18 protein-coding genes are annotated in these 26,878 nt (G+C 55.7%); 2 read left to right on the forward strand and 16 right to left on the reverse strand.

Annotation, left to right across the window (positions count from 1 at the left end):
• Nucleotides 1–9 precede the first annotated feature (9 nt).
• The 11 genes from proS to KF752_03395 all read right to left on the reverse strand — a co-directional run bounded on the left by proS (nt 10) and on the right by KF752_03395 (nt 15,953).
• Complete coding sequence (proS, locus tag KF752_03345; protein MBX3420572.1) at nt 10–1,524, reverse strand: proline--tRNA ligase; 1,515 nt, start codon at nt 1,522–1,524, stop codon at nt 10–12.
• A gap of 164 nt (nt 1,525–1,688) precedes the next feature.
• The gene (locus KF752_03350) at nt 1,689–2,903 is read right to left on the reverse strand and encodes a hypothetical protein (protein MBX3420573.1); all 1,215 of its coding nucleotides are present in this window, start codon (nt 2,901–2,903) and stop codon (nt 1,689–1,691) included.
• A 1-nt stretch (nt 2,904) separates the two neighbouring features.
• Nucleotides 2,905–4,596, reverse strand: a complete 1,692-nt coding sequence (locus tag KF752_03355; GenBank protein ID MBX3420574.1) for a hypothetical protein — start codon at nt 4,594–4,596, stop codon at nt 2,905–2,907.
• Nucleotides 4,597–4,717: 121 nt separating this feature from the next.
• Nucleotides 4,718–6,652, reverse strand: coding sequence for a general secretion pathway protein GspK (locus KF752_03360; GenBank protein ID MBX3420575.1), 1,935 nt, complete (start codon nt 6,650–6,652; stop codon nt 4,718–4,720).
• Nucleotides 6,649–7,698, reverse strand: a complete 1,050-nt coding sequence (locus KF752_03365; protein MBX3420576.1) for a hypothetical protein — start codon at nt 7,696–7,698, stop codon at nt 6,649–6,651. Before KF752_03365 ends, KF752_03360 begins: the two co-directional genes overlap by 4 nt.
• 62 nt (nt 7,699–7,760) lie before the next feature.
• Nucleotides 7,761–8,285 carry a hypothetical protein gene (locus tag KF752_03370; protein ID MBX3420577.1) on the reverse strand — a complete coding sequence of 175 codons (525 nt, stop codon included), beginning with the start codon at nt 8,283–8,285 and terminating at the stop codon, nt 7,761–7,763.
• Nucleotides 8,286–8,291: 6 nt separating this feature from the next.
• Nucleotides 8,292–8,969 carry a prepilin-type N-terminal cleavage/methylation domain-containing protein gene (locus KF752_03375; GenBank protein MBX3420578.1) on the reverse strand — a complete coding sequence of 226 codons (678 nt, stop codon included), beginning with the start codon at nt 8,967–8,969 and terminating at the stop codon, nt 8,292–8,294.
• Between the two features lie 15 nt (nt 8,970–8,984).
• Entirely contained in the window at nt 8,985–9,392 is a 408-nt protein-coding gene (locus KF752_03380) for a type II secretion system protein GspG (protein MBX3420579.1), read from the reverse strand.
• Between the two features lie 111 nt (nt 9,393–9,503).
• Nucleotides 9,504–10,703 (reverse strand): type II secretion system F family protein, encoded by a 1,200-nt coding sequence (locus KF752_03385; protein ID MBX3420580.1) that lies wholly within the window; start codon nt 10,701–10,703, stop codon nt 9,504–9,506.
• Entirely contained in the window at nt 10,696–12,396 is a 1,701-nt protein-coding gene (gene tadA / locus KF752_03390; GenBank protein MBX3420581.1) for a Flp pilus assembly complex ATPase component TadA, read from the reverse strand. The genes KF752_03385 and tadA overlap by 8 nt, the downstream gene beginning before the upstream one ends.
• Before the next feature lie 44 nt (nt 12,397–12,440).
• The gene (locus tag KF752_03395; protein MBX3420582.1) at nt 12,441–15,953 is read right to left on the reverse strand and encodes a hypothetical protein; all 3,513 of its coding nucleotides are present in this window, start codon (nt 15,951–15,953) and stop codon (nt 12,441–12,443) included.
• Between the two features lie 197 nt (nt 15,954–16,150).
• Here KF752_03395 and KF752_03400 point away from each other — a divergent pair, with 197 nt between their 5' ends.
• Entirely contained in the window at nt 16,151–17,548 is a 1,398-nt protein-coding gene (locus KF752_03400; protein ID MBX3420583.1) for a hypothetical protein, read from the forward strand.
• Nucleotides 17,549–17,573: 25 nt separating this feature from the next.
• On the opposite strand, the gene KF752_03405 is transcribed toward KF752_03400, so the two are convergent.
• The 5 genes from KF752_03405 to KF752_03425 form a co-directional block, all read right to left on the reverse strand.
• Nucleotides 17,574–18,074, reverse strand: coding sequence for an NYN domain-containing protein (locus KF752_03405; GenBank protein ID MBX3420584.1), 501 nt, complete (start codon nt 18,072–18,074; stop codon nt 17,574–17,576).
• A gap of 172 nt (nt 18,075–18,246) precedes the next feature.
• Nucleotides 18,247–19,728 carry an alpha-1,2-fucosyltransferase gene (locus tag KF752_03410; protein ID MBX3420585.1) on the reverse strand — a complete coding sequence of 494 codons (1,482 nt, stop codon included), beginning with the start codon at nt 19,726–19,728 and terminating at the stop codon, nt 18,247–18,249.
• 103 nt (nt 19,729–19,831) lie between these two features.
• Nucleotides 19,832–21,604: a hypothetical protein gene (locus KF752_03415; protein ID MBX3420586.1), complete on the reverse strand. Its 1,773-nt coding sequence runs from the start codon at nt 21,602–21,604 to the stop codon at nt 19,832–19,834.
• Nucleotides 21,605–21,691: 87 nt separating this feature from the next.
• Nucleotides 21,692–23,881, reverse strand: a complete 2,190-nt coding sequence (locus tag KF752_03420; GenBank protein ID MBX3420587.1) for a hypothetical protein — start codon at nt 23,879–23,881, stop codon at nt 21,692–21,694.
• Nucleotides 23,882–24,046: 165 nt separating this feature from the next.
• Nucleotides 24,047–24,142: a hypothetical protein gene (locus KF752_03425; protein ID MBX3420588.1), complete on the reverse strand. Its 96-nt coding sequence runs from the start codon at nt 24,140–24,142 to the stop codon at nt 24,047–24,049.
• Between the two features lie 765 nt (nt 24,143–24,907).
• On the opposite strand from KF752_03425, the gene KF752_03430 reads away from it, so the two are divergent.
• Nucleotides 24,908–26,875 (forward strand): acyl-CoA synthetase, encoded by a 1,968-nt coding sequence (locus KF752_03430; protein MBX3420589.1) that lies wholly within the window; start codon nt 24,908–24,910, stop codon nt 26,873–26,875.
• Nucleotides 26,876–26,878: the final 3 nt, after the last annotated feature.

Genomic DNA, 26,878 nt, shown 5'->3' on the forward strand with positions numbered 1-26,878 from the left:
TGCTGGTGATTAATAGGCCTTGGCGAACACCGCTAACCGGTGGGCCGGCTTGCCAGTTAAAAAGCACGTACCTGGATGATTATTCTCCAGCGGCATGCAGCGGATGGTGACTTTTAATTCGTCCAGTAGCGGTTGCACGTCGGCTTCGCTGGCGAAATGGCACAATGCAAAGCCGCCATGAATCTCATTGGCTTCAGAGGATTGCGGAGTAAAGAATTCACGAAACTGTCTCTCGGTCGTAACCTGCACGGTATTTTGAGTGCGCAACAATTGGGCTCGCGTGAACAGGTTAGTTTGTATTTCGTCCAACAAGCTGATAACGGTGGCCACTAATTCTGCGCGCGGCACGCTTCGCTGCTGGCCGGTGTCACGGCGTGCGAGGAACACTGCGTTTTGAGCAATATCCTTAACACCCACTTCCATTCTCAATGGTACGCCACGCTTGACGTGATACCATTTTTTTTCACCGCCGCGCAGGTCGCGGTCGTCGATGTGGATTTCCAGAGCGCGGCCTGCATAGGCCAATCCCGACAATTCGGCTTTTAATTGTTGGCAATATTCCAACACTTCGATGCGCGACTGATTATCACGGTAAATGGGTATAATCACGGCGTGCGCAGGCGCTAGTTTGGGTGGCATGATCATGCCATCGTCATCGGCGTGTGTCATAATTAGCGCGCCGATTAGCCGTGTACTAACGCCCCACGATGTGGTCCATGCATAGGCCAATTCACCGTTGGCGTCCTGAAAACGAATCTCTTGAGCCCTTGAAAAATTCTGCCCCAAAAAGTGGCTGGTGCCAGCCTGCAGCGCCTTGCGGTCTTGCATCATGGCTTCGATCGACAGCGTCATATCGGCCCCTGGAAAGCGTTCGCCGGCCGTCTTCTCACCTTGAATGACCGGCACAGCCATCCAGTTCTCGGCGAAATCCGCATAAACTTTCAACATGCGGTGGGTTTCTTCCAATGCCTCTTGCTCGGTTGCGTGGACAGTGTGTCCCTCTTGCCATAAAAACTCGGCAGTCCGCAAGAACAGTCGTGTGCGCATTTCCCAACGGACGACGTTGGCCCATTGGTTGATCAGAATTGGCAAGTCACGATAGCTCTGGACCCATCGGGCATACATGGCACCGATAATCGTCTCACTGGTGGGGCGCACGATCAACGGTTCCTCCAGCGGACCAGCCGGCCTCAGCCCGCCGGTATCCGGATCGGGCTCCAGACGATGGTGAGTCACCACGGCGCACTCCTTGGCAAAACCTTCGACGTGCTCGGCCTCCTTTTCTAGAAAGCTCATCGGAATGAACAGCGGAAAATAGGCGTTCTGATGTCCCGTGTCCTTGAACATTTTATCCAAGGCCCGCTGCATATTCTCCCACAACGAGTACCCCCAAGGTTTGATAACCATGCAGCCGCGCACTGGCGATGTCTCCGCTAAGTCGGCATGCTTGATAACCTGTTGATACCACTCTGGATAATCTTGTTTGCGAGTTGGCGAAATGGCCGAGACGGGAGCTTTGTTCATGACCGATCTTGAAAAAGAGTTGTCCTGGGACTACGCAGCGGCCTGCGCAAGACGCCATGATACCTCAGGGGGTCGATTTCGACAGTCCCAAGTCCCGGTCAGTGAGAGTTCCCGCCAGCGTATGGAGTCCCATATACTGGCGAATGCAGCTACAACAGGTCGCTTTAGTCCAATTGCCGATTACGAAAGGCTTCAGCCAACGACGTGTTCATGTCGACCGTCCAGCGTTTGCCTTCAGACTCCAGTTCAACAAAGTCCTCCTTGGCGTTGATCTGGATAACCTTGGCTGAGACTGAGCCGATCTTGATGTCGGCACCCTCGTAAATATCGATGCTCAACCCTTCGGCGCGCGAGCGAATCCATCCCTGAGCACCGGTGCGACCTCGAACAATGCCTGTCAAATAGGCTTGCTGTGCAGGATCCAGGGTCGGTGCTGGTTGAGGCTGTGCCGGTGGCTCAACCGAACTGATGGACAACGTCATTTCGGCCTGACGTCTGGGCCAGCCATCATCGACCGCGCGGACCACTATCTTGTGGTCCGCCTTGGTGGTTGGCTGCCAGCGAAGCTGACCGTTTTGATAGGTCATACCCTCTGGGAGTGCGGCTACGTCGGTCACAAGCTCGAACGCAACAGCGTTCCCCTCAGGGTCTGAGGCCTGCAACGCCAACTGCCACGCTTGCCCGATCACCGGCTTATGGCTGGAAGCTGTTTGAAAGACCGGCGGTTGATTCTGTGGTGCAAACGGATTGCGCTGTAGTATCTGGCTCTTGTACTGGTCGATCGTCAACGCCAAACGCCCCGACGACTCTAGCGAAGGCGATAGCTGTGGATTGGCGTCGGCCAGCGCCATGGCTTGAGATTGCAAGGTCACCGCTACCTGACGAAAGTCTTTCAACGGTGTGACCTTTAGCAAATTGATGCGGTGCAGATAGTCGCGATCGTAGTATTTTCCTAATAGATCGACTAACTGCTCCAAGCTGCATTTGCCATCCAGCGTAAAGGTATAGCCGATGTATGCCTCTTTGGTAACCAGCGTCTGGTTCTTAGGCACAACACGCTCGGGAGTTCCCGTTGCCGTAACCTTGATTTGGCTCAAGCCCGATTGTTCAGCCAGCTCGTACAACCAATCTTTGTATTGCTGCTGTGCGGCTTCAGAATTGCCGGGCAACGATTTGTTGGCGAGCTTGGTCAATGCATTGGAGGCCCTCTGACCTGCGCTGATTGTTCGCTCCAGCGCTTCCAATTGTGCGGCGGCTGCATCCGCCCGATCCTCTTTCTGAACTAAGACGGAGCGCATCTTGCCTAAGCCATAATTGGCACCGATGGCGGCAAACAGCATGCCAACCACAATTGCCAGAATTCGTTCGCGCTGCGTCATGTTACTGCTGGCCCTGATTCTTGGTGGTCACATCGCGAGTGCCGTCAATGATGCTTTCCCCAGACGGAATCTGATCGTCCGGCTGCACATCGAGCTGTTGCTGGTTCGATACCGGTTGGACCTCTTGCTTGGCATCCTCGGGTACTTCGGGGGGGGTCTTGCCTGTTACCTGAATGACCACACTTTCGCTCCAGCGGTAGCCATCTTCGGAATTCTCAAGCTGATTGGCTCCCTTGCCACTGACGATATGATGCGGACTGCGAATCGAATTGGCAAAGGCGGTGATTGAAGCAGAGCTATCGGCCTGGATGTCAAGTGTGATCGATGCCCGGCCATCGCGAACCGTAAACTCGGGTCTTCCAAGCTTGACTTGACTGGCTGGCGGCATGCGGCGAGCAATGTAGGCCATCTCGTCCAACCAGTTTGGCGAGCTATCCAGAAACTCTTCTACCGTCCGATAAACGATCAACTTGGCGTCAGAGGCTGCGCCCAATTCGGTCTTGTCAGCAATCTGCTGTTGATAATCAGCGAATTCAGCGTTCAAACTTCTTATTCGTAGAGAATACCAACCCAATCCCAGGATCAATACCGCAGCGGCAGCTCCTGCGGCTAGCACCCAGGTGCGAGTATTGCGTTGCTTGGGCGGGCGACGCTTGGGGTGTTTGAAGTCAATTACGCTGTTGGGGTCAGCGGACTCGAGCGATAACGCACCGGCCATGGCCGCTAAACGCGATGCCGCCAGTTGAACCAAATCACCATCGGCTTTGGTCAGCAGCGACTCCGGATGATAACAGTCAGTTGCAGTACCGGTGGCTTGGCTGACCGGATCAACCAGCGCCTTAGCCACGTCCTCGGCGGCCACCAGCAGGACCGACTCCAGCGATTGGCCGGCCAGCTCGTTGGACGCAGCCAACAAACTACGACGAACCTCGCCTTGTAGAGCCACAGCACACTGGTCGGCTTGGGTTGGCAGTTTAGTAGAACGCACCTGAACTACACGGCCCTCGCGGAGTAGCGATAATTCAGCAACGCCATCCGCAACGCTGACAATCATCGAACATCCAGTCGTGGATACGCGCCGCGTTTGCATAGCTAGTCGAGCCATTTCCAGTGGCCGCAGTGCGATGTGTGCGATCTGCAATCCGGCGGCTGAACATGCCGATTCAATTTCGGCGATTTGGCTGGGCGGCATCGTGGCGATCAACGCGGTTTGTGATTCCAGTCCTGCCGAGCTGGGGAGCATCATAAAATCGACGCACCAGGCTTCAGTCAGGCCACTGAATTGCCGTTGAGCCTGAAAGCGAACGATGTCCGGTAATTCGTCGGCTTCAACGCGCGGAATCTGCACGGTGCGCAGTTCGACCAATTCGCGAGCTACCAAAACCGTCACGTCGCCTTTGATGTGCGATTGCTGCGCGGCGTTGATCACCGCTTGTCGCGGGCTTATGGACTTCAAGTCGGACTGAGGCCCCATGGGCTGCCACGAAACATCTTGCAAACTGACTGTTGAATCAACCTGACGTCCCCGAGCCAACAGTACCGAATTCTTCTGCCAGTCGAGAATGGCCGCACGGCCAGAGCGGCCTCTTGTGCCGGCCGTAGACGGACGCTGGCCGCCCACTGTCTGATTCCACAGTCCTTTCAATTGCTTCAGTTGGATCGCGGCCAGTTGCTTCTTCATGGACTCTAACATTCTTCGCTGGTTGATTCTGAAACCACTGGGCGAGCCAGGAGTATCGCGCCCCTCGCTCAGCGCTCTTATTTTAGTTGCTGCTCTGAAAAATCCTAATTCTTGTGGCTCAACGACCTGTTGGCTAGCGAGCGAACATGCCGGTTGTGAGGGCTGCATCGGGGCGTCGCCCCAGCACGTCGATGCTAAAGCCGCGGCCGAGATGGTCCATGCGTCTGAAGAATCGTAATTCGGGCGTTTGACCAGCCGCGTTAATAACTGTCTCAATTCGCGAGAACGAAGCCGTACCTTCGATGTATCCCACCACTTGGGCCCGAAAAACATCGCCGCTGCAAGTAATCAGCGGATGCAAGGCGCGCATTTGATCAATTGTCAAATAGCCTTCTTCCAGCAACCAAGTCTCGAACTGGCGTGACGGGCTGTTGCTGCCGTCGCTGCGAGCTGCCAGGACCTGGTTCACTAAGTCGTCGTCAAATCCGGGCAGACAGCGCAACAATTCGCGCGGGCATTCCATAATGTTCAGCCGTCCCTGAATCGTCGGATTCTCAATGGTCGTCAGCTTGTCCATCAAAATGGGCAACGACTCGGACCATTGGCTGGGCTCGGTACCGAACGGCGATTGATAGATCTGGCGATTAGACCCATCGCCAGACCGTACTAGGCCAATCAGCAGGTCCAGGACTTGTCGAATTTGTACTTGCCCCTGACTGGATAAGTCAAAATTGGACAGATTCTCAACGGTCCAAGTACTGGTCGGTGTCAATTGATCGGCAGCGGCGGCAAGTTCTGCTGCGGCATCACCAGTCTCCGCTTGATCTTCTTCCAGCGGAATGCCGGTGGACATGGAGGCGAGTGTCTGCAAGGGGCTTTTTGCCGTCGTGGGAGGACTACCACTCAGCCGATAGGCCACAATGAAACTGGCCCAGGTCTCATTGCCCAGAGCATCGCTCAAATCTGTGTATAACTGCTGAAGGTCAGAAGAATTTAGATTGATGCGTGGCTGACCGTCCTGCGTCGTATTGCGCTCTTCGGAGTGCAGCGTCAAATAGGCGGCCAGCCCCAGCGGCGGTGGAGGAATGTAATCAGGACTGAGCGCCGCCGCGTTGATTTGCCCAGGCAACGCTCCCGGTTGTCGACCAAGGCTCATCATCTGCTGCTCGCCAAAGTCCAACACTCCGTTACGATTCTCGTCATATCCATACAACAATTGAGGTGTCACGCCCCGGACCAACAACAATTGTTCGATTGACTCTAGCGGTCCATTGGCCGGTTGGTAAGCGGGTTGTAACGTGGCATAGTAATCGGCTTCTGCACCGGAGGTGCGAACCTCGTCGTCGCTGTCCAACCAATCCAAAATCGCGTCCGCAATATCGGCGGTCATACCGGGCAGCGATCGGAGCATGGCCACCGCTGCACTAACCCCCAATCCACCGGCTGGCGATCGACTACTACTCAGACCCAGCGAGGCCAACCCCTCGGCATCCATTGCCTCGGTATCAAACCGGCCATAGCCGACTGATTCCAACACTTGCTCTAAATGAAGAACCATATTTAAGTTCAACTTGGCTGATTCGTTTTGCAATCCGTACCGCAACCCGCTGTAAGACCCGTCATCATCCAACGCCGGAGCAACCAAGCTGTAATTGCCGCGCCGTTGAGGCGAGGCATCCGGCAGAACATTGCGGGCTTGGAAGCTAAAGTTGTTCCAGGTGCCCCCTAAAGCCAAACGCTGTGCGTGAGGATAAGACAAAAACAGGCGCGCCGCCTGGGCTCCCGATTCAGCGCACATTCGAGATTGCAGTTGGCCGCCAGATATATGCGCCGTCTCATTGGAAATCAACATTGCTCTCGAAAAGTTGAGCATGGCTAGCGTGGCCAATACGATCACCATCGTCACCAACACCAACAAAAACGCCGGCCGACTGCGGCTGAAGCGGCGTCTGGTCAGCCACTGCAATTGAGTGGAAAATGATCTACGCCGCAGAGTTGCCTGCCGCCGGTGGCCAACTCGAGTCCACGCACATTTGACACCTTGAACAGTAGTGCTTGATCGGTTCATAATCCCAACGCCTCCCCGCTGACAGCGTTGTCGGTCGCTGATACACCCATCTGCCCCGCGCCAGTTTGCAGCTGAGCACCGGGTATGGCGACCACCAGTTCGTAGATCTCAACCCTGGCTTGTTGTAATTCAGCACGGCTGATGCCCATCAGTGAGATGCCTGGTTGGACCAATGGTGGCTGGCCTTCGGAGATGGTGGTAATTCCCAGGGTAATCTGAACCAACCTTGGCAGGCCTTGGAGAGCAGAATCCCATTGCATGGTCCATTGAGTACCATCGAAATAGCTGAACTGCACGGCGACGACTTCCGGCGCTATCAGATCGCCGGTCGTCATCAACTGATTCGTAAAACCCTTTGACGTCGCAAAACTGGTGATTGCTCGATCCAGTTGCCGTCGAATCAACCCACCATTGGAACCACCGGTCGCCCCCATGCCGACGCCGCTACTGACTTGGAGCATCGAATCTTGCACCCCCAGCGCGGTTGCCGCCTGAACGAAATAACTGACACGCTTGATATCGGCGGCGCGGTCGGTAAGCGTTATCAGTGACGCCATTGGCTGCAAGTATTCGTCGGCCCGCGGAATTCGGCTAACATCCAACGACAACTCGTTCTGATTACCATAGATTCCGGGTGGCATCGCCATAGTCAAATCCACTGACTGGCCGGCACCAGCCGATTGCGATCCGGTCGAGTTGCTGGCTGCGTCGGTTTGTTCTGCCATACTCCCCGAGGCACTCAACACCGCCGCCGATCCGGGAACGGATTCGTACATGTGCGTCAGTATCGAGGGGCTGACAGGCTGCTGCACCACGACGGCGCGAATGTCATCAGCGATCATCTGCAGGATACTTCGTGCCAGTTGCTTGTTGCGAACTTCCTGACCGCGTGTAGAAAACGATCGGGCATACAGACTCATCACTGAGCCAATCAGTGCCGTAGCCACTACAATCAACGAGAGCGACAACATCAGCTCCAGCAACGTAAATGCCTTTCGCTGACGAAAACCTGGCTGGCGTGCTAGACTGCCCCACGACTTGCCCATGCTGATTAGTCTGCAGCACGCTGATCTGCAGCGGGCCGGCGATGGCGAATTAACGAGGCTCCTCATGGAAGGCCTCCTAGGCTCCCAATCGCAGCCGGATTAGATGGAGTGTCTAAACCTAAATTCGGATCGACGATCCAGCGCTGAATCAACAGATCGGGTTGATTACTCAGGGATTGATCGAGCCTAACTTGCTGTACGGCGACTTGTATGCCGACCATGCCTGGGACTTCCGCGCCAACGCTCTGCACCTGATACAACCACTGCGTGCCAGCGGCCATCGACAGCCCGCTGGTCATTGAACTAGGCGGAATGTAACTTGACCACGATGAAGTTTGAGCGGGGATGATACCCGCCACGATCTGATTCATCACGCTCTCAGCCACGATTTCAGCCTGAGTGAGCGATTCGGCGCGCAACGCGTTCTCGGTCGCCAGTTGCATCGACTGAGCCAGATAGGCGGTTGCCACAGCTAGTACCGCCAAGGACAGCACGACCTCCAGCAGCGAAACGGCTCGGCGCATTTGTGGGCCGACCGCCGAGAACCGGTCAGCGCAACGATTGCGAACGTGACTAGTGTGCACCATGGTTGCTTATCGCCTCGATTGTTCAAGACGAGTAACCTCCAGCGTACGCAGGTGTCCGGTAAGTCCACGCATCTGAATGCCACCGACCTCGCCAACGGTACTTTGCAGCAACAATTCAGCGGTGCTGGTTGTGCCGTCGGGATAAAAAACCACCACGGGCTGGGTCGCGTCAGCGGCTGCGAGCGATCCATCTTGCGCGGCTATAAAGGCACGGGTGTCATTAGCTACCTGGCACTTCAGAAAGGTCATTGATGAATCGAGCTGTTTAACCGCCACTTGTTGGCCGTCAGATGCGGCGGCTGTGCTACCCCAGTTGTCTATGGCTGTCTGAACTTGGGCACCACCAATATTCAGCGTTGCACCGTCGCCGACGCGATTGATGTCGTCGTGCTGAATCCACGGCTCAACCTGGTAAGTTCCGCTGCCCAGCTGACAGCGAAACACCTGTGCTTGACCGGTGCGTAAGGCGGTCAATCGCGCACCCTCCCATGCCAATCGTACTTCGTCCACAGCACCTCGCAGCTTTTGACGTTGCATTACCCCATCCACCAGTGGCGTTGCGATCGAGCCAATCATGACTACAATCGCCAACACCAGCATCAGCTCGACCAATGTAAAGGCTTGACGCACCGGCGGCGCAGTGGCGAGCTGTGGCGATTGAAGTTGGTCGGTAGCCCAGCGCATCAATGGAAGACCTCATTAGCCCAGAATGTCGTCGTCGCTCTGCACGCCATCTGGACCGAAGCTGCGAATCTCGTAGGAAGTACCGCTAACTTTGTAGACATAAGGATTCCCCCATGGGTCCATGCCGACTGGCTCTGTAATAAACTGCATCCATTTGCCGGGGTCTGACAGATTCCCCGGTTGCTGGTACAGAGCGTTCAGATCTGGCGGCAAGGAATTCAACTCGATCCTGTAATAATCGACTGCACCTTTGAGTACGTTGATTTTTGCTTTGGCGGTTCGTTCATTGGCGCGCTGCGAGAACGTGCCCAAATTAGTGATCGCAATGCCCGCGATAGCGGCAATAATTACTAACACCAGCATTACTTCCACCAGCGTGAAGGCTGAGCGGCGATTACGAATATTGCGAGTTCTGCGGTTCATGATTTTCTCCTTGTGGGTTGCAGGATCTGCCAGCGGCAGACGCGTTTTGCAGGGTTAAATTTCGATGCTTGACGGATGAGGATGTGCTGTAAGCAGAGTCTCTGGCCTATTCTAGACGGTACTGGAGCTATTAAGTAGCGGCACCATCAGGGCCAATACGATGAAAAACACCACACTGGCCATGACCAGCAACATAATTGGCTCCAACATGCGGACCAAGATGTCCAGTCGCCGAAAGGTAGTGCGTTCTAAGCTGTCCGAAATTTGCACCATTACTTTTTCAAGCGTATTGGACTCTTCGGCAACCGAAATCATCTCGACCACTTGCTTCGGAAAATGTCCTGACGCAGCCAGTGGTGCAGCCAGCTTCTGACCAGCGGTTATGTTTTCGCTAGCCTGCACAACAGACTGCGCCAAAACCCGATTTCCAGCAGCCTGACCGCTAATCTCCAACGATTTTAGAATCGGTACTCCGTTACGCAGCAGCGTTCCCAGCACGCGGCAGAATCGAGCAACCGCCAGATTCAAGAAGACCGATCCAAATAAAGGCACTTTGATCTTGGTTTTATCTAGCCAGTACTTGCCCGAGTCGGTTCGCAGGAATTGAATGGCCGAGACAACGGCGATTACGGTCAAACCGACTACGACCCACCAGAAACTCTGCAAGAATCGGCTGAAGCCGAGCAACATATCGGTGGCTGCGGGCAATTCACCTTTGGCTCGTAAAGTGCCAAACAACGGCTCGAACTTGGGAACAAACACGATGATCAAAACGGTAACCACGGCCGTGCCCACGACGGCCAAGAAAACCGGGTAAGCCAGAGCACCCGCAGCGCGGCCTTTGAGGTCTTCTTGTTGTTCCGTGAAAGCTGCCACACGTTCCAGTGAATCCTCTAAGAATCCGCCTTCGTTGCCTGCACGCACCATATTGACTGCCATGTCGTTAAACACCCGCGGGTAGCGGGCCATAGCGGTCGGTAGCGGTTCACCATCTTCGACTTTAGCACGAATTTCCTCTAAGACAGATTTCAGTGCTGGCTTGGCGGTTTGGTTGGCAAGCACGGTCAAACTTCGCAACAACGGCACTCCGGATCGCAGCAGCGCGGCCAGTTGATTGTACGTATTGGCCATCACCTGACCGCTGACGCGCTTGTTGCTGAGCGCCCCCAAAGTCTGGCTGACTTTAATCTCGACGGGCAGCAAGTTCTCGCTGTCTAACTGCAACAGTACATCCTGTTGCGAGTTGGCTTGAATCGTGCCAGTCTTCTTTTGGCCGCGCAGGTCGCGGGCTACATAGGCATACTCAGGCAAGGCGATCCCCCTTGGTGACGCGCAACACTTCGTCGATCGTTGTGTCACCTAAAATGGCCTTGTCCCACGCATCCATACGCAAGGTACGCATTCCCGATTTGAGTGCGCACTGCTTGATTTCCCAAGTGCTGACGCGCTCGTGCGCCAACTCGCGAATTTCTTCGTTGGTAATCAACAATTCGTAAATTCCCATCCGACCAACATAGCCCACGTTGCGACAGGCGCGACAACCCACGCTACGATACAACGGCTTGCCATCCAGCAATTCCCACGGAAAATCGTTAGGCAAATCAACATGCTGCGGCGTGTAGGCTTGTTTGCAGTTGTTACACAAGCGTCGCAACAGACGCTGCGCCATGATGGCTTCCACCGTACTCGAAACCAGAAAGGGCTCGATGCCCATATCGACAATACGCGTGAACGCGCCAGCGGCATCGTTGGTGTGCAGAGTGCTAAACACCAAGTGCCCCGTCAGTGAAGCTTGTATCGCATTCTCGGCAGTTTCCTGATCGCGAATTTCTCCGATCAACACCACATCGGGATCATGACGCAAAATGCTGCGCAGTGAGGCGGCGAAAGTCAAACCAATCTTAGCGTGCACCTGAATCTGATTGATGCCGTCCAGTTGATACTCGACCGGATCTTCAGTGGTGATGATCTTGGTTTCGGGGCTGCGAATTTCGAGCAAGGAACTGTACAGCGTGGTTGTCTTTCCAGAACCCGTGGGACCAGTCACCAAAATAATGCCGTGTGGCAATCGAATCAGTTGGCGGTACAAGCTATAGGAATGTGCATCCATGCCCAACCCTTGCAGGTCGAACTTCATCGCCCCCTTGTCCAGAATACGCAGCACCAGGCTTTCGCCATGAATCATAGGAATGACGGACACGCGTATGTCAATTTCGCGCCCGTGAACCTTCAACTTAATACGGCCGTCCTGTGGCAAGCGTTTTTCGGCGATGTTCAACCGCGACATGATCTTCAAGCGGCTGATGATGGCCGATTGAAAGCGACTGATCTCTGGCGGAACTGGTTGATCATGCAGGATGCCGTCAATGCGATAGCGAATAACCAAACCGGCAGATTGCGACTCGATGTGCACGTCGCTGGAGCGCGAGTCGATGGCTTCGATCAAGATTTCGTTGACTAAGCGAACGACCGAGGCCTCCTGGGCCATCTCGCTTAATTCACTACCATCAGTTTCAATGCTATCCAGCAGTTCGATATCGCCTTGCTCTTCGCGCGCGGCCATCAAGCCTTCAACGGTCTCCGAACCGACGCCCAGATGCTTCTTGGTCAGCTTGGCGATCTCCGCCTTCTCGGCCACCACCGGGATGATCGTCAGTCCCGTCGCGGCGCTAGCTTCGTCCAAAGCATAGACGTCCAGCGGATTGGCGGTTGCCAAAGTCAGCGACCCGTTATGGCGCTCCAGAGGAAACAGAGCATGACGATAGATTAGCTTTTGAGGAAAGCTTTTAATCAGCTCTAAATCGACTTCCACGTTGCGGAGATCGACGAACTGCATGCCCAGTGCGCCGCCAAGCGCGCGCAGCGCCGCCTCTTCGGCGACCCAGCCTTGCTCGACCGCCGCTTCCAACAACACGATGCCGCTGCGCTGTTCGGCGCGCAGCCGATCAACCTGTTCGGCTTGCAGCAAGCCCTGTTGTACTAAAATGTCACCCGTTTCCAGCATTGTTCGCCTGTCGCCTCTCAGCGCCTGGTAGTTTGACTAGCCAATTAATTCCCGCCGCGCCGATTTCCACCCGTTCCACTGGAGGTGCCACGGTTGGTACCACGATTGGTACCACCGCCGCCCGCTCCAGTACGACCACTACCCAGGTTGCCTCCGCCGCCGCCACCTCGCAACATCTGCATAAAGAATTCGGCCCGTCGCCGCGCCGCGTCGGGATCAAATTGCCCTGCTGAACCGCTAGTCGAACCGGATGGCCGCGATGCCGATGAGGAAGAACCCGACGGACCGCCGGAAACCGTCGTCTGAGCACGTGACCCTAAGACTCGCTGCAAACTGTTGGTAAGCGCATCTGAAGACAGTGGCCCCATCTCGACTACGGCTACTTCTTCCTTTTCGCTTTCGCCAGCCTCGTCTAACATGCTCACCAGCTTGCGAACCTCTTCAATTTGATACGGTTGACCGATCACCACTAAAGTGTTGGTATGCGTGTCGGCACCAATTGAGATTTTGGGTTCTGACAACTCCACTTTGGCGGGTTCGGCTGGACGACGTTGAGCCCCACCACCACCAAATGCAGACCGCATGGCAGACAGAAACTCCAAAGGGTTGCCAGACCCACCACCACCTCCTCCACCGCCACCGGTGCGATTGGCGCTGGACGCCACGCCGGCGATTCGTTCGCCGAACACCGATTTTACGGTTTCCAGTACAGCCGCCACATCCTGCGTCAGCACTGGAATGAGTGACGTTACTCCCTGAGTTTCTACTGAAAACGGGCTTTCAACCTGGTCGATAACTCGCAAGAGCTGTTCAATCAAGCGCATGTCTGCTGGATGAGCCTTAATAAACAAAGCGTTTAGTCGCGGATCGGCCACTATGGAATAGCTGCTGCTGGCCATGCCTACGTTGCCAGGGGTAAGAGCAGACGAACCGCCACCACCGGAGCCGCCACCCAGCAGTGAACCCAACATACCTCCACCGACGCCCCCCAATAAACCCGAAGCCATATTACCCAACAACCCGCCGCCTGAACCGCCGCCACCTTCCGCTGAAGCCGAGGCTGCTGCGCCGCTAAGAATTTCTGTCAATAGTTGCTTGGCCGCGGCGGCTTTGATGTTTTGCAAGTAGACAACTTCGGGATCCATTCCGCTGAGATTGTTCTGCTCCATCATCATGCGCAGCAAATTATCAAAGCGTTCCAAGGCTTCGGCGTCTTCGGACGAGACGATCAAACCGCCAGGGCCTTCTTGAACAACAATCGGTGCTCCGGAACTTCTGAGGTCTGGTTCGTTCGACAGATCTTCTGCGGCCGTTTGCTCAGACACGTCACTTGCGGACTGCTCGTCAAATGGCTGCGAGTACTCAGACCGCTGCGATCCTTCAGCATCCTGTGCCATCACCAGGACACCACCGGGAATGCTCTTGGCAGCAGCTTCGCTATCAGCAGCCGGTTGGTTTGACGCAGGTGCTGTCGAGGACGGCTTGCTCGTCGAACGACCTGGAGGTGATGGTGTAGTGGTCGCCTGCGGAACATTCTTTTGTTGAGGAGCAAAAGAACGTGCCTTCAAGCCCGTGTCGCCATTGGACTGCGCGTCGCTGACCAACGGATTTCGGTTACCGCTCATCTGCTGCCAAATCATGGCGGCCTGTCGCAAAGCATCCGCCGATCCACTGCCAGACATTGGTACCATCCGCAAATGATCGCCCCACAGATTCTTGGTCGATTTGGCGGTGCCTTCCAGCTTCGAGATCAAGTCTTCGATCTGTTGCACTTGCGTCGCCGAGCCCTTGACCCACAACTGCCGCGCGACTGAGTCACCGTCGATGACCGGTTGACCCGAAGACGGCTCTGCCTTGTCCGACAATCCGAAAAACTTCTTTACGGCGGCGATCGCCATCTGAGTGTCCAGGTTTTGCAGGCTGATCACCTTGAAATCGGAAACCTCGCCGGCCAGCGAGTCCAATGTTTCTTTGATGAGTTGATGATCAGCTTTGCGTCCCATCAGCACCAATTGCTTGGCTGTTTCATCTGTGGCCAATTTTACGTCAGGCGAACCAGCCAAAAGTTGAGAAGCAACTTGATAAGCCAGTTGCAGGTCAATACCACGAACCAAATGACGACCGACATAGGGCGTTTCGTATTGAATGGGTTTATCAGAATCGGCTGGCGGTCTGTCCATCTGCTGCGCTAGCTCTCGCAACAATTCAACTTTGTCGGCATCTCCACGCGCGTACAACGTTGTGCCAAATGTATTGGTCGAAATGCGAATGCTATCGCTGACGTTGCTGCCGGAATCCAAGTCCAATAGCGGTCGCGCGACCGCCAAAATCTCCTCAGCCGTGATGCTCTTGAGCTGCATCGTTTGCACGGCGGTACCACGCGCCGAAGTCGGGTCCTCCGCACGGCGAATGAATTCGGCCACGTTGCGGACGTTGCCGGCCATATCGGTAACTAACAACTGCCCAGACGAGATGAGGCTGACGGCTGTGCCTTGAACGCTAAGAAGACTCTTCACCTCTTCGACCACCTGATCTGGGTCTAGCCGCTTGAGCGTGAACAGCACCCGCACCGGTTCGTAACGACCGCGAGTGGCCAGCTCCCCTTCGGTAATTGTATCGGTCAATTCCTTGAGTAACTCGCCGCGCATGGCTTGATCTTGCTCGAAGTTCACGCAACGCAACATGCGACCTTGGCGAAACAACGAATAACCGCTGTCCAACAAGTAAGCGTTCATCACGTCCAGCGTTTCGGAGACCGAGTACTTGCGGCTACGGTCGCGATAGGTAAATGTACCCGGAGGAGTCACTTCGGAATGCACCGAAAGGTCGGCTTGTTCAGCCAGCCAACGAATCACATCGCCCCACGGCTGACGCTGAAAATTCAGTTCTAAATCAACCTGTTCGATGGGCAGCAAAGCGGCATCGACCGGCGCGGCAGGCACTGTTGAAACAATCGCAGTACTATTGTCGCTCGCCGCATTGGACGGAGTAGACTCCAACTCCCGCTGCGGCGGCAACGGAGATTCCGATGGAGCTTGATTGCTCAACCCAGCGTGCCACTGCCAAGCAACCCACTGGCTGTCGGACAGTTCACTGCGAATGGCTCGCTCGGCTTGAGGCTTGACCTGTTCAAGGCGATTGACGCGCCGCGCATCCCGCAACTGCTCTCGCCACTGAGCAACGATCGACCGCTGCGACTCATCCAAGTTGAGGGTGGTAGCAAGCTCGTCTTCGGCCAAAGAGACCAATCCCTGCCATTGCATCTTGAGCTTCTTTAATTGACCGCGTTGCTGGTCATCCAACACATCAGCGGCCATTTTCTCTGATTCTGCTGCAAACGCGGACAGCAACTCCGAGTGCTGGCTCTTGGGTGCTTCCTTCAGCTGAGCCGCCAAGCTGACTGCTGCACTAGTACGCCGATTGGTTAATTTCTTGAGTTCTGTCAGTTGCTCTTCCGTAATCTGAAGCTTTTGAGCGACATCCGACTGCGGGTTGGTCAGCTCGCTCAAAATGCCCAAATACTCGCTGGCCAGCGCGGAACCCGAACAGACTATCATCCATAGGCAGATCAGCCCCCGGACAGCCACCGCTGGTTTTGGCTCACCACAAAATATTCTTAACTTCGAGGGATCAGGAGTCATATGCATCGGCTCTACATCTACTTTTTACTGGTCACCATTGACGTTTGTGCTGCACTAGCCAATTTTCAATGGAGTATGCTAGTTGGCTCGAAACCAAATCAAGGTGAGAACCCATGAGCTTCCACAAAGTTCCGATTTACACGAAAAATCCAGCTCTTTCGGGGGAGGTAAAGTACGCAGTTGCGGTTGGAGTATCCGCTCGCGCATTAGCCTGGGCGCTTCGCGAGGCTTCTTACAGAGTAATTGGCGTAGACCTCTTCGGCGACGAAGACACCTGCGAAATCGCCAGTCAGACCCACATCTTACCAAGCTGGGGGACATCCGAAGCGGAATTGGTGATACGACCGGAACAGTGGCTGCCTCCTGACAATTGCTCGATAGCGCCGGTCTTCCTGGGGGGTGGCTGCGAGAATTGGCCGGCGCTGGTCGATCTGCTGGATCGAACTCCCGGACTTCAGCTTCTTGGACCAAACTCTAACCACATGGCGGCCCTGCGATCGACCGACCTGTGGGCACAGGCCGCGCGCCACAGCGGACTTATGTTTCCACAAACTCTCGGATATCAAACTCCAATTTCCCCCCCCCCCAACGATCGACTTGCTCAAGACTCAACAACGCAAGCTTGTCCCCGATGGCTGCGCAAGTCGCTGCGTAGCGCGTCCGGCTGGTCGGTAAGTGCTGTGTCCCCGCCAGTCTTTGCCAGTGCTGTGTCCCCGGAAGATGCTCCCCGAAGTTATGCTGTGTCCCCAAGCGTGGCTGATGCGGCACACTGGGTTGTGCAACAGGAAATACCGGGGCGTTCGCTGGGGGCAACCTGCATCGTTACGTGGCCTGAACAGTCCGCCACGTATGACGAGACGTCCGGCATCAGCACCAAGACTGGACCACCACGTGCAGAATTGCTAGGCATCACCGAAGCTTGGCAGGCTGCCGACTGGCCAGCGCCCAGCGAGTTCGCCTACCGAGGTTCTTGGGGGCCCATCGAACTTGACACCGACCAGCGCCAGCAATTGATCCAAGCCGCCGTGTACCTGGCTTTGCAGACCGGAACATGTGGCTGGTTGCAGATGGATTTGATCCAAGACTTCGCCGGCAAGCTGTGGCTGTTGGAAGTCAATCCGCGCTGGTCAGCGGGCATGGAAATTCTACTGCGCTCGGGCGTTGCCAACTCAGCCGCCCTCCACGCTCATGCCTGTGGAGTGCTGATTTCCGCTGAAGCACCGGACCACACTACTTTGAAACATCATCCGGTCACCGCCAAGGCCATTGTCTATTTGGAGCGCGATACGGTACTGACCGCTCAACTACATCAGCAGTTCAAGCAACTGCCACGAGCCTACTTCGCCGACATTCCGTCGGACCGCCTCATTGGAACGCTCCTTGAAAAAGGGGGGCCGCTGTTGACTATCCTGGCAACAGCTCCTGCAATCGGCAGTCCAGTCCAACAACGACACGATTTGTTAAGTCAACTGCGCGAACGTCTGGTCACAGTCCGCGAGCTGCTGGCTTGACAACACACGCAACACGTACGCGACCCTATGACTGCCCGAACTCGCGCAGCCAATAGGCAACTTGATCTGGACTGAGCGGTTGTTCGATGGGCTGCGAATTGCCGCGCGAACTTGAATCGTGGGGCCGTGTTTTACGCTCAAGCAGGTCCAAGAATTGATCAACTGTGACAATCTTTGCACGCCGAGCCCGTGCACAGCGAGCGATGCGATGATCGCTAGAGACGACCTGTAGCGATTTCGGTGCCGTGTGGCTACGAATCAACTCTTCCAACAAATCGTCGGCCTCGGGATGCTCATTGGCAAATAACACTCGCACTCCATGCTCCGACACAAAGTCGCGCAATACTTCATTGCCGCGTGAAGCATCAAAAACGATCGTCGTGTGCGATAGCAGGTCTTGCGGCAGTTGTTCATGCAGTCCGGCCAATAATCTCTGCCGCGCCTTGTGCAACCAGCCTGGGCCACGCTGGCGCCCCAGAAATTGACTCTGAAAGAGCAGATTATAACCGTCTATCAATAATCGCACGACCATCTGCTCTCAGCCCAGTGCTACTCTACCTTCCCGATCCAGACGGTTCAGCAGGTCTTCTCGTGGCTACCTTCGCCAGACAAAGACTGGGCGAACCACGTTTCCGCCGGCTGGTGTTGGCAGTTGCAGGCAACTTCGTATTGAAAGATCGCCTTAGCGACGAGACCACCTACGCCGCTCTGGCCAGTATGGTCGCCGGTTGAGAAATGTCCAGGCAATGCCAACCCGCTGTGATCCAGTCATCCTGTTCCTGCCCAGGGGCTGCAGCAACCTCGCTAGGGACAACGATCCGCTTGTGTGGATTGATGTTCAGCCACGCTGACCACCAACCCAGGGAACTGCGCGCCACGACTTGATGGTCGCACGCGGCCATCAATCGCAAATCGTCATGCGCCGCCCAGCGCGCGTTGGATTGAACATATACGGTACCGGCACCGGCAACAATATTTTGTTGAGCCCATCGAAGGTCGTTGCAGAACACAACGGCTCGAAGGTAACTACCCGTCGTGCGACGAATGTAGTCGATAGCCCGGTCATAATAACGCACCGGCAGGCCGGCATCGACTTGAATGGCCACGCTGGGCTGGCTGGTGATCTGCTTTAACAGTTTTTCGCAACGCCCCGTGGCTGGCTGTGCCCAGGTCAATTCCTGACGCAGTACCGCGGCTACGTCCGCAAAATATCGTTCACTGTGCCATGTCCCACGTACATGCCATTTGCCACGTCGTGGCAACGTATGTGTCGTAGCGATTTGAGCGTGGATATTGAAATGGCCTAGTCCATAGCGATGCTCGCCCAGGCAATCGAAGTATCGCGTGTCCAATTGCAAATCGCAACCATTGCGCTCCGCTGCAACTCGCCCCGCAGCATACTGAAACAACTGACTTCCCAAATCGCCGGAGATTTCTACTGTGACAGGCCGCCCGCTTGACTTCTCGCTCGAGTCCGATACCAAGTGCCGAATTGCCATTCCACCCGGCGGGTCTGCAACTTCGATGACACGCGGTACCCCTAGATCCCAACCTTGCGGGTAACAAAACCCCGCGTGGCAAAGCCGGTAAGGATGCAGCGTAATGTATCGGTTCAGATGCGACTCTTCGGCGGCGATAGCCGCCACGCCGTTTCGCCAATCCGCCTGCAAGTCCTCGCAGATGGTCTGGGCCATACCGAGAACCGTGGCGGTTGTTCCCCCGAACAGCAAGCTGGTCACATAGTAGTGTCCCGCGCCGATGGGCATGCCAGCCCGCGACTGGGCATTGCGCTCGTAAGGTAGTCGATCACATGGAATATTGACGTACTGAGGATGCTGCACAACTACGATTTGATCCGGCTGCTGCGGCAACAACTCAGCACTTACGCTACGCTGAAATCTGCAATCGGCGGTGAAGCAATAAACGTAGTCGAAATCAGTCAGCTGGTTTTCCAGGTCCAACAATACTTCAAAGCCACTGGAAGCAGTGTTGGCCCTCAGTTCAATGGATTGGACCTGGCTGGCGCGGACCGAACACCTGCCAGTATCCAACGGTTGCTTGCCAACCACATAATAGCTGCGCTGACTGTCTGGCAGCAAATAGCGCTCGGCGGACTCGTAAAATCCTGACCAGTCGCATGGCTCACAGCTGGGACGATAGCAAACGACGGCTACTTTCATAAACCAGGCCCTTTCGGAAATGAATCCCAACCTGGCTTATAAGCATTTCCCGCCCGGCAAAGCAAGCTCATCTGACCAACGCAGGCAGCAGAAGCGCCCCAGACTAAGCTAGCGTCAGCAGATACTCGGCTTGCTCAAGCAACTCGTCGTTGAATTGAATGCGAATAATCTGCGATTCCTGCAGTTGATTGATGGTTTGTTCGTGCTCCGCAGCAACTTGGCTGGCGACGCGACTAATCCGCCGACTGTTGAGCGTTAGCGTTAGAACGCACATGCAATAGATCATAAGTGGCAGCAGGCTGAGCACCAAACTCGTCAAGAACATCCCCGGATGTGGACTGGGAAAGGACTCTAAACTGTGCTCGCGGCCAGTCCACACGCTGACCGTCGTGGCCAAATACTCGCGGTACAGTACCACGATGGGCGCGGCCATGAGCAACCAAAACAGAACCATGCCGGCCAGCGCATATAGTTGCACTCTCCACGACGCTGTAGAGTTTCGCTGAAGCGCTTGCTCAAAAATCTCGCGGCTGCGCGTCTGCAATTCTTCGATGCCCAACAGACTCATCTGCGAACCGGTGGCTGTCATCTGTTCGCTTCGCTGTTCGCGGGGGCGCAATTTCATCACGGTTCGGCGAAACTGGTCGCAGAGCGGTTGCAGCCGCTCCTGAACTTGCTGCTGTGTGCGCTGACGTATTCCGTCGTTAACTTCCGCTGAAAACTCGCGGCCTTGCCGAACATTGCGCGCCCACGACGTCAGCGCACCGAATAAGCTAGGGACGCTTCCGGTCAGGGCCAACACAATGCGATCCCAGGCACCATGTGTCAAATTGAGCACCGACAAAACAGTGCGATAGGGAAACCACATCAGCGACGTATCGTTGACCAGTCGCGTGCGCAGCCGAATGCGAATCCCGGTCTCCAGTACTGATTGGCTGCCCAGCAACGATGCCATGACGCGCGCCGGCAACTGCTCTGCTTCGCGATGCAGTTGCGAGACCGCCTCAGCCAATTGCGGCAACTCCTGACTGATCACTTTGGCAACTTCTGACTTCAAACGCCGCGCCGCAGTTTGTTGGCGGATTTCGCTAGCGTTGCTGAGCCGCGTTGGATTTAGGCCCAAGCTGGACCAGCGGTCCAACAGTCCAGCTCGCAACGCATCACCAGCGGCAGCTTCGTCGCCGGTGATTTCAAAATCTGGAATCAACAAGTCATCCAACAACTGCGTGTGTGGAGCCAGCAGCGTTAACTGATCGCGCAGATTGCGCAAGTCGCTGGCCAGGCTAGCATCTTGCATTTCGGCTGGCTCGACGGACGTGATCATGGGCAGGCAGATGGAACCGTCGATCTGCCGTGCCAGTTCAATATTGGCGGCGGCGCGGATTTGATCGCGAGCGATTGCCAGCAGTTTGACAGGTGCCAACGACAGCGCTTCGTGCGCCAGCTTGGCGGCCGCCTGATCAGAGTCGGTCACGCCTGGCGTATCCAGCAGTACATAACTTTGTCCCAACTCAACCATCTCCGACGCTGGACAGGCATGATACGTTTCCCAGCTGGCATCCAGACCATCTGGTGGGACTGGGCCAATCCAGGCCAATCGCGTGGTTGCATCAGATTGCAAATCGCCGCTACGCAAATGTTGGCGAACCGATGGTGAATGAACCAACTGCCGGGCAATCCAGGTCTTGCCTTGCCCCTTGGCTCCCACGATAGCGATCAGCAGAGCCCGAATTCCTCGCCCGGCTCGAATGTTCTCCAAATCTCGCTCGTACTGAGAGCACGCCTGCCGAACTCGCAATGTCAGCGCGCCGCTGCCGAATACCGCTTGAGTTGCTTCAGCGATGCGGCAAGCCAACGGATCATGCAGAGTTACCATCAAGACGCTCCCATCGTCGCGACATGTTAAGTTGTCAAACCCATTTCGTATGTGAGGCTCGCCCCAGCAACTATCGGTCCATCCGAATCATGACAGCTTTTCCGCAGCAGATTGTAAATCAGCCAACGCACCTGTCGTAGCCCGCCACAAGCTAAGTGCGCTCCAAGCGCCTGCGCTGCTCATCGGCTTTTCGCTGGCCAGTAGTTGCCGCTGATTGCTGCCACAACTAGGCAGTTCGTCGGCGCTCGGACGCGGCAACCCCAAGCTATCACACAGGATCGCAAATAGATCACTCAATTGTCGCCAGGGAGTCTCCTCTTGCACAATTTTCATGGCTTGACCACCACCGGCCGCTGCGGCCAGCACCGCAGTGACTCCAGCGGCCGCCATTAATTCCTGGATCGAAGCGAATACCAGCACCGACGTTCCGCCACCATCGACAGGAATTAACAAGGCTGCCAGCAGCGGCCCCACGACCAGCGCCAGCGGCTGGGCTCCGCGACGCAGTTGATCGGACCAACTCATATTGCTCCACACACTGCGGCTCCACTCGTCCAGTGCCGAAGCGTCCAATTCGGGTTGGTCTTCGACAGCAAACCGTTCAAGCGCTCGCTGACAACCGATCTGTAATTGATCGTCGGGCAGAGCTTGCAGCGCATCATGAACATCGAAACTACGAATTGCGCGGCCAATTCGTTCGGGAGTCATCACTTGAGCGCCCTCGCCACGACGGAATCTCTTGGCAAAATCGGTGACCATCTTCGACGCACCATGCATGATTTTCAATCGCTCTGCCTTGGCGGCGACCGCCTGCTGAAGCTGTCGCGCGGTGCGGTCGATATACATACTGGGTCGCAGCCACATCGGCGCCGTGCGCCGCAGACTATCGGTCATCTGCGCAATAATCGCTGGCGACGTCTGCAAACGCAAGCCAATGCACTTGCCTTCCGCGTTGCGCTGCGCCATGAATTCGTAACATGCCTGGGCGATCGATTGCCACACATCCACAATCTGCTGCCGGCGAAGCTGTTCGTTGTTCTGAATCCAATCGACGGCCTCTAGCGCGCGGCCGCGCAGCTGCAGTACCAGACTCCGGCAACACTCTGCCGACAGCGAACCGGGATCAAGTTGCTGCCCTAAATGGAACAAATATTTAGGCTGGTCCACTGTTGCCGATGAAGTCCGATCAGCTGAGCCTGCGGCTTGCTTCCCGGTTGAACTAACGTCTGTAGAGTTGCCTGATGCAGCCTGTGGCTCAAAAAAAATCGGTTGCGGCGATCCGTCGAGTTCGGGTACCATGCCCGAGGGTTGCGGAGGAATTCGCGTAGAGGCTAACAGACTCCGAAAATCGTAGGCCACAAACAGCTTGCTGATGCCGAATCGATCGATCAGCCCGCGCGCCTGACCGGCCACAACATCAGGCTCATAACGCGCCTTAACGCGATTGATAGCCAAAAATCTGGGTACTCCCGGCATGGCATCGCGCAGCGTGGTCAGCAAATCCAACAATGCCTGATCGTGCAAACTATTCATTCGGCTAACCACGATAAAAGCGGAACACAGGCGGCCTATCGCCGCCAACCGCTGCTGTCTGGCAGAGGCCACACAATCACCTGCCTGCGAACCAACGCCTAACCCTGTTTGAATGTCAGGACAATCCAATAGTCCGACCTGCAAATCATCCAGCGCCTCATCGTAAGCCACCAAAGGTACCGACAGTGGATCAACCTGCGCCACTCCGTCAGCCCGTTGATTGCCAGTGAGTATTTGTCCGTTGTATTGCCGAGCCGCCAGGTCAGGCTCGTCAGCCAGTTGTTCGGCAGCGTGGCCAAACAGTTGTGCGACAAAGGTGTGCAGCGTACTAATTAGCTCAGCCTGCTCGCGCCAGCGCGTCGGCAACCATAACACAAACCGATGCGTACCAGCCTTATTAGACACACCACGCAATACGCGCCGCCGCCCCTCACAGCTGAGGTAGGTTGCCAGCAAAGAACTCTTACCAGAATTCAGCAGCCCCGCGATTCCCAGAATTGGACAGCGACTAATCTTGTCAAAAACGGTCAACTGATGAATTACAGCTTGTAACTCGCCCTGCAGCCGCTGCCCCGACGCGCGCTGCTCCACGCCCGCCGCAACTCGCTGGTCACCCATCGCCTGCAGTAGGCTCAGTCGCAGGCCATCTGCCGGACTAATTCGCTCCAGACCATGTCCGCTCTGCGCACACGTAAGCATCTGTGCGACGGTCTGCCAAGCATGAGATGATTGTATTGAATCCATGGCAACACTGATGAGTCCACACAAGTCCGATCGGCTACTGCATTGCAGAAAGCTTAGTGTAGCAGGAAGCCGAACAACCCGTCAGGACAAGCCTTGCGGTATTCAATAAATGCGCTCTGGCTAGTTTGGATACTTGTTCGGCTTTCCGCTTGCAGATGCAGTGGCTCAGTGCAGCCTGTCGCGCCAGCCGTTTGCCACGTCCGATTGACTGACTGCGGTGACAGATATGGCCACGCCATTGTCGAGCGCAACTCCATTCAGATGGCAGCGATCCCCAGCAGCTTGGTTGCTGAATTACAGCGGCTTCCACAGTGCCACAATTGACTCAGCAACGACATCCACAGGGTTTGCCCATGGAACCACAGTCCCAGACAACGCTGACAGGTTCGCTCGAAGATCGACAATCGTCCGTTGGTTTGCAAACCTAGCAGGAACAGCTTACCTGCGTCTTAGGTTGTAAACGCCACGCTCAGGCGATGTTCGAGCATCCAGTGCGTGAACTGGCGAGAGCTGATAATCTCCAGCCAAGCGGTGTCGGTCATCAGAACTCCCTGGCAATTGGTTTTCGTCGCAGCCTGCGGACGATTGTACCACGCAGGCTGAGACAAGCGAACCGACGAATGAAGCTGAAATGCTGCAACACGCGGTCAGTCGACTGCTCCTGATATGTTGAAAACGGTATGTGTCGACTCGCGCCGGCCCACCACCGCGCGTTGACCGCCAAAGCTGTTAATCTGTAGCGGCCATTGCGGTGTGAATTTATCCAAAGTGGATGAATTAAGGTCATGAAGTTTCCGTAAAGCGACGTGAATAGGCCTGGCGACGATGGAAAACCATTCGGGCTACGGCTACAATATTGGCCTGTCGCGGGGCAACTGCCTGGCAAGCCGTAGTTGACGCGTGCCAGTTCTGTATTTGCCGCATGTTAAACCCTCTAGGTGTACAAGGACATCGGGTAGTCCCTCGTCGCTCGCCTAGTCCAAGGGCTCCCCAATTGAATCGTTGGATCCGTTTCGAGGTTTGAAGATGACCACTGCTGTAATGGAAAGTCATGGTATAAGCACGCTGGAAGACGTATTGGAAATTGAGAAAATTCCATTGTCAGAACGCCATCTCGCCCCCTCAACGTACGCAGCGATTAAGCAGAGTTGTGAGATTCACGCTTCCCATACTGCCTTGCGATTCTTTCTGCAAGGCACGGCTTTCAAGGACTCGCACGACTACAGCTACAGCGAGGTTCTCAAGCTGATCAATCAAACAGCCAATATGCTTCACGACCTGGGCATTAGACCCGATAGTGTGGTCTCTACGATTCTGCCCAATGCCCCCGAAGCGATCTTTACCCTGTGGGGCGGCGAGGCAGCAGGCATTGTCAATCCCATCAATCCGCTGCTGGAGCCGCATGTGATCGCCGAGATCATGAATACGGCCAAGACCAAGGTGTTGGTGACGCTGGCCCCGATGGTCGGTAGCGATCTGTGGCAGAAGGTGGCTTCGATTGTCGATCAAGTTCCAACTCTTGAGACAATTATCCAGGTCGACCTGAGCAATTATCTGCCATTCGGCAAACGTCAGTTGGTGCGACTGATGCGGCTGCGTATGAACACTCCGCCGGTGCGGGCGAAGATCCTGGATTTTACTTCAACCGTCGCGCGTTATCCTGGCGATCGCTTGCAGTCAGGCCGCCAGATTCAGCCGGATGATGTGGCATCCTACTTTCACACTGGCGGAACAACGGGCACGCCCAAGTTGGCTCAGCATACGCATTTCAACGAAGTGTTTGACGCTTGGTCCGGATTGCAGCCACTGGGCGGAGGTATGGGGCTGGGCAAAGTCGCCTTCTGTGGCCTGCCGCTATTCCACGTCAATGGCGTGGTCGTCAGTGTGTTCATGCCGCTGATCGGCGGTGCGACAATTATTTTGGCCACGCCCCAAGGTTATCGCGGTCCAGGAGTCATCCCCAACTTCTGGAAGATTGTTGATCACTATCGAATCAACTTTTTTAGCGCGGTTCCCACCATCTACAGTACACTGCTGAATTTGCCCATCGGTGATAGCGATGTTAGCTGTCTGGACTACGCGCTGTGCGGTGCGGCACCCATGCCCGCCGAGCTGTTTCGCAATTTTGAACAGCGCACCGGCTTGCGTATCCTGGAAGGCTACGGCCAGACCGAAGGTACGTGTGTTAATTCGGTCAATCCAGGTTGCGGCGAGCGTCGTATCGGCTCAATTGGCTACCGCCTGCCCTATCAAGAGATGAAAGTCGTCTCGTTGGATGCGCAAGGCAAGTACTTGCGCGACTGCGAAGCTGATGAGATTGGTACGATCATTTTGCGCGGTCCTTGCGTATTCAAGGGCTACTCCAATCCGGCGCTCAATCGCGGAGTTTGGGTCGATACGGGAGATGGCGGCGCACCATGGCTCAACACCGGCGACTTGGGGCGTCAAGACGCCGATGGCTACTTCTGGATCACTGGTCGCAGCAAGGAACTGATTATTCGAGGCGGCCACAACATCGATCCACGACTAATTGAGGACGCGCTGCATGATCACCCATCGGTGTCGTTGGCAGCCGCCATCGGTCGCCCTGACCCTCACGCCGGCGAAGTTCCCGTGGCCTACGTGCAGCTCAAGCCGGGTACGCAAGCAACCTCCGAAGAACTGCTAAAACACGCTGAAAAGAATGTCGGCGAGCGAGCTGCTGTTCCCAAGGCGGTGCATATTATCGAAGCTCTACCGCTGACGGCCGTTGGCAAGATATTCAAGCCGCAGCTCATCTGGCGCGAAACCGAATTTGCGCTTACCGTCGCCCTGCAACAGTTGGAGGGTGTGGACACCTGCCGGGTAAAAGTTGGACCCCACAGCCTGCACGGCAAGTCCGCTGCGGTACATCTGACGGTTAAGTCAACGACCGACCGCACTGGCTTGGATAACACCGCCCGAGACCTGCTGTCCAAGTACGCCATTCAATACGAACTGCAAATTGGCGGCTAGCTG

Source organism: Pirellulaceae bacterium (assembly GCA_019636385.1).
Lineage (GTDB): Bacteria > Planctomycetota > Planctomycetia > Pirellulales > Pirellulaceae > Aureliella.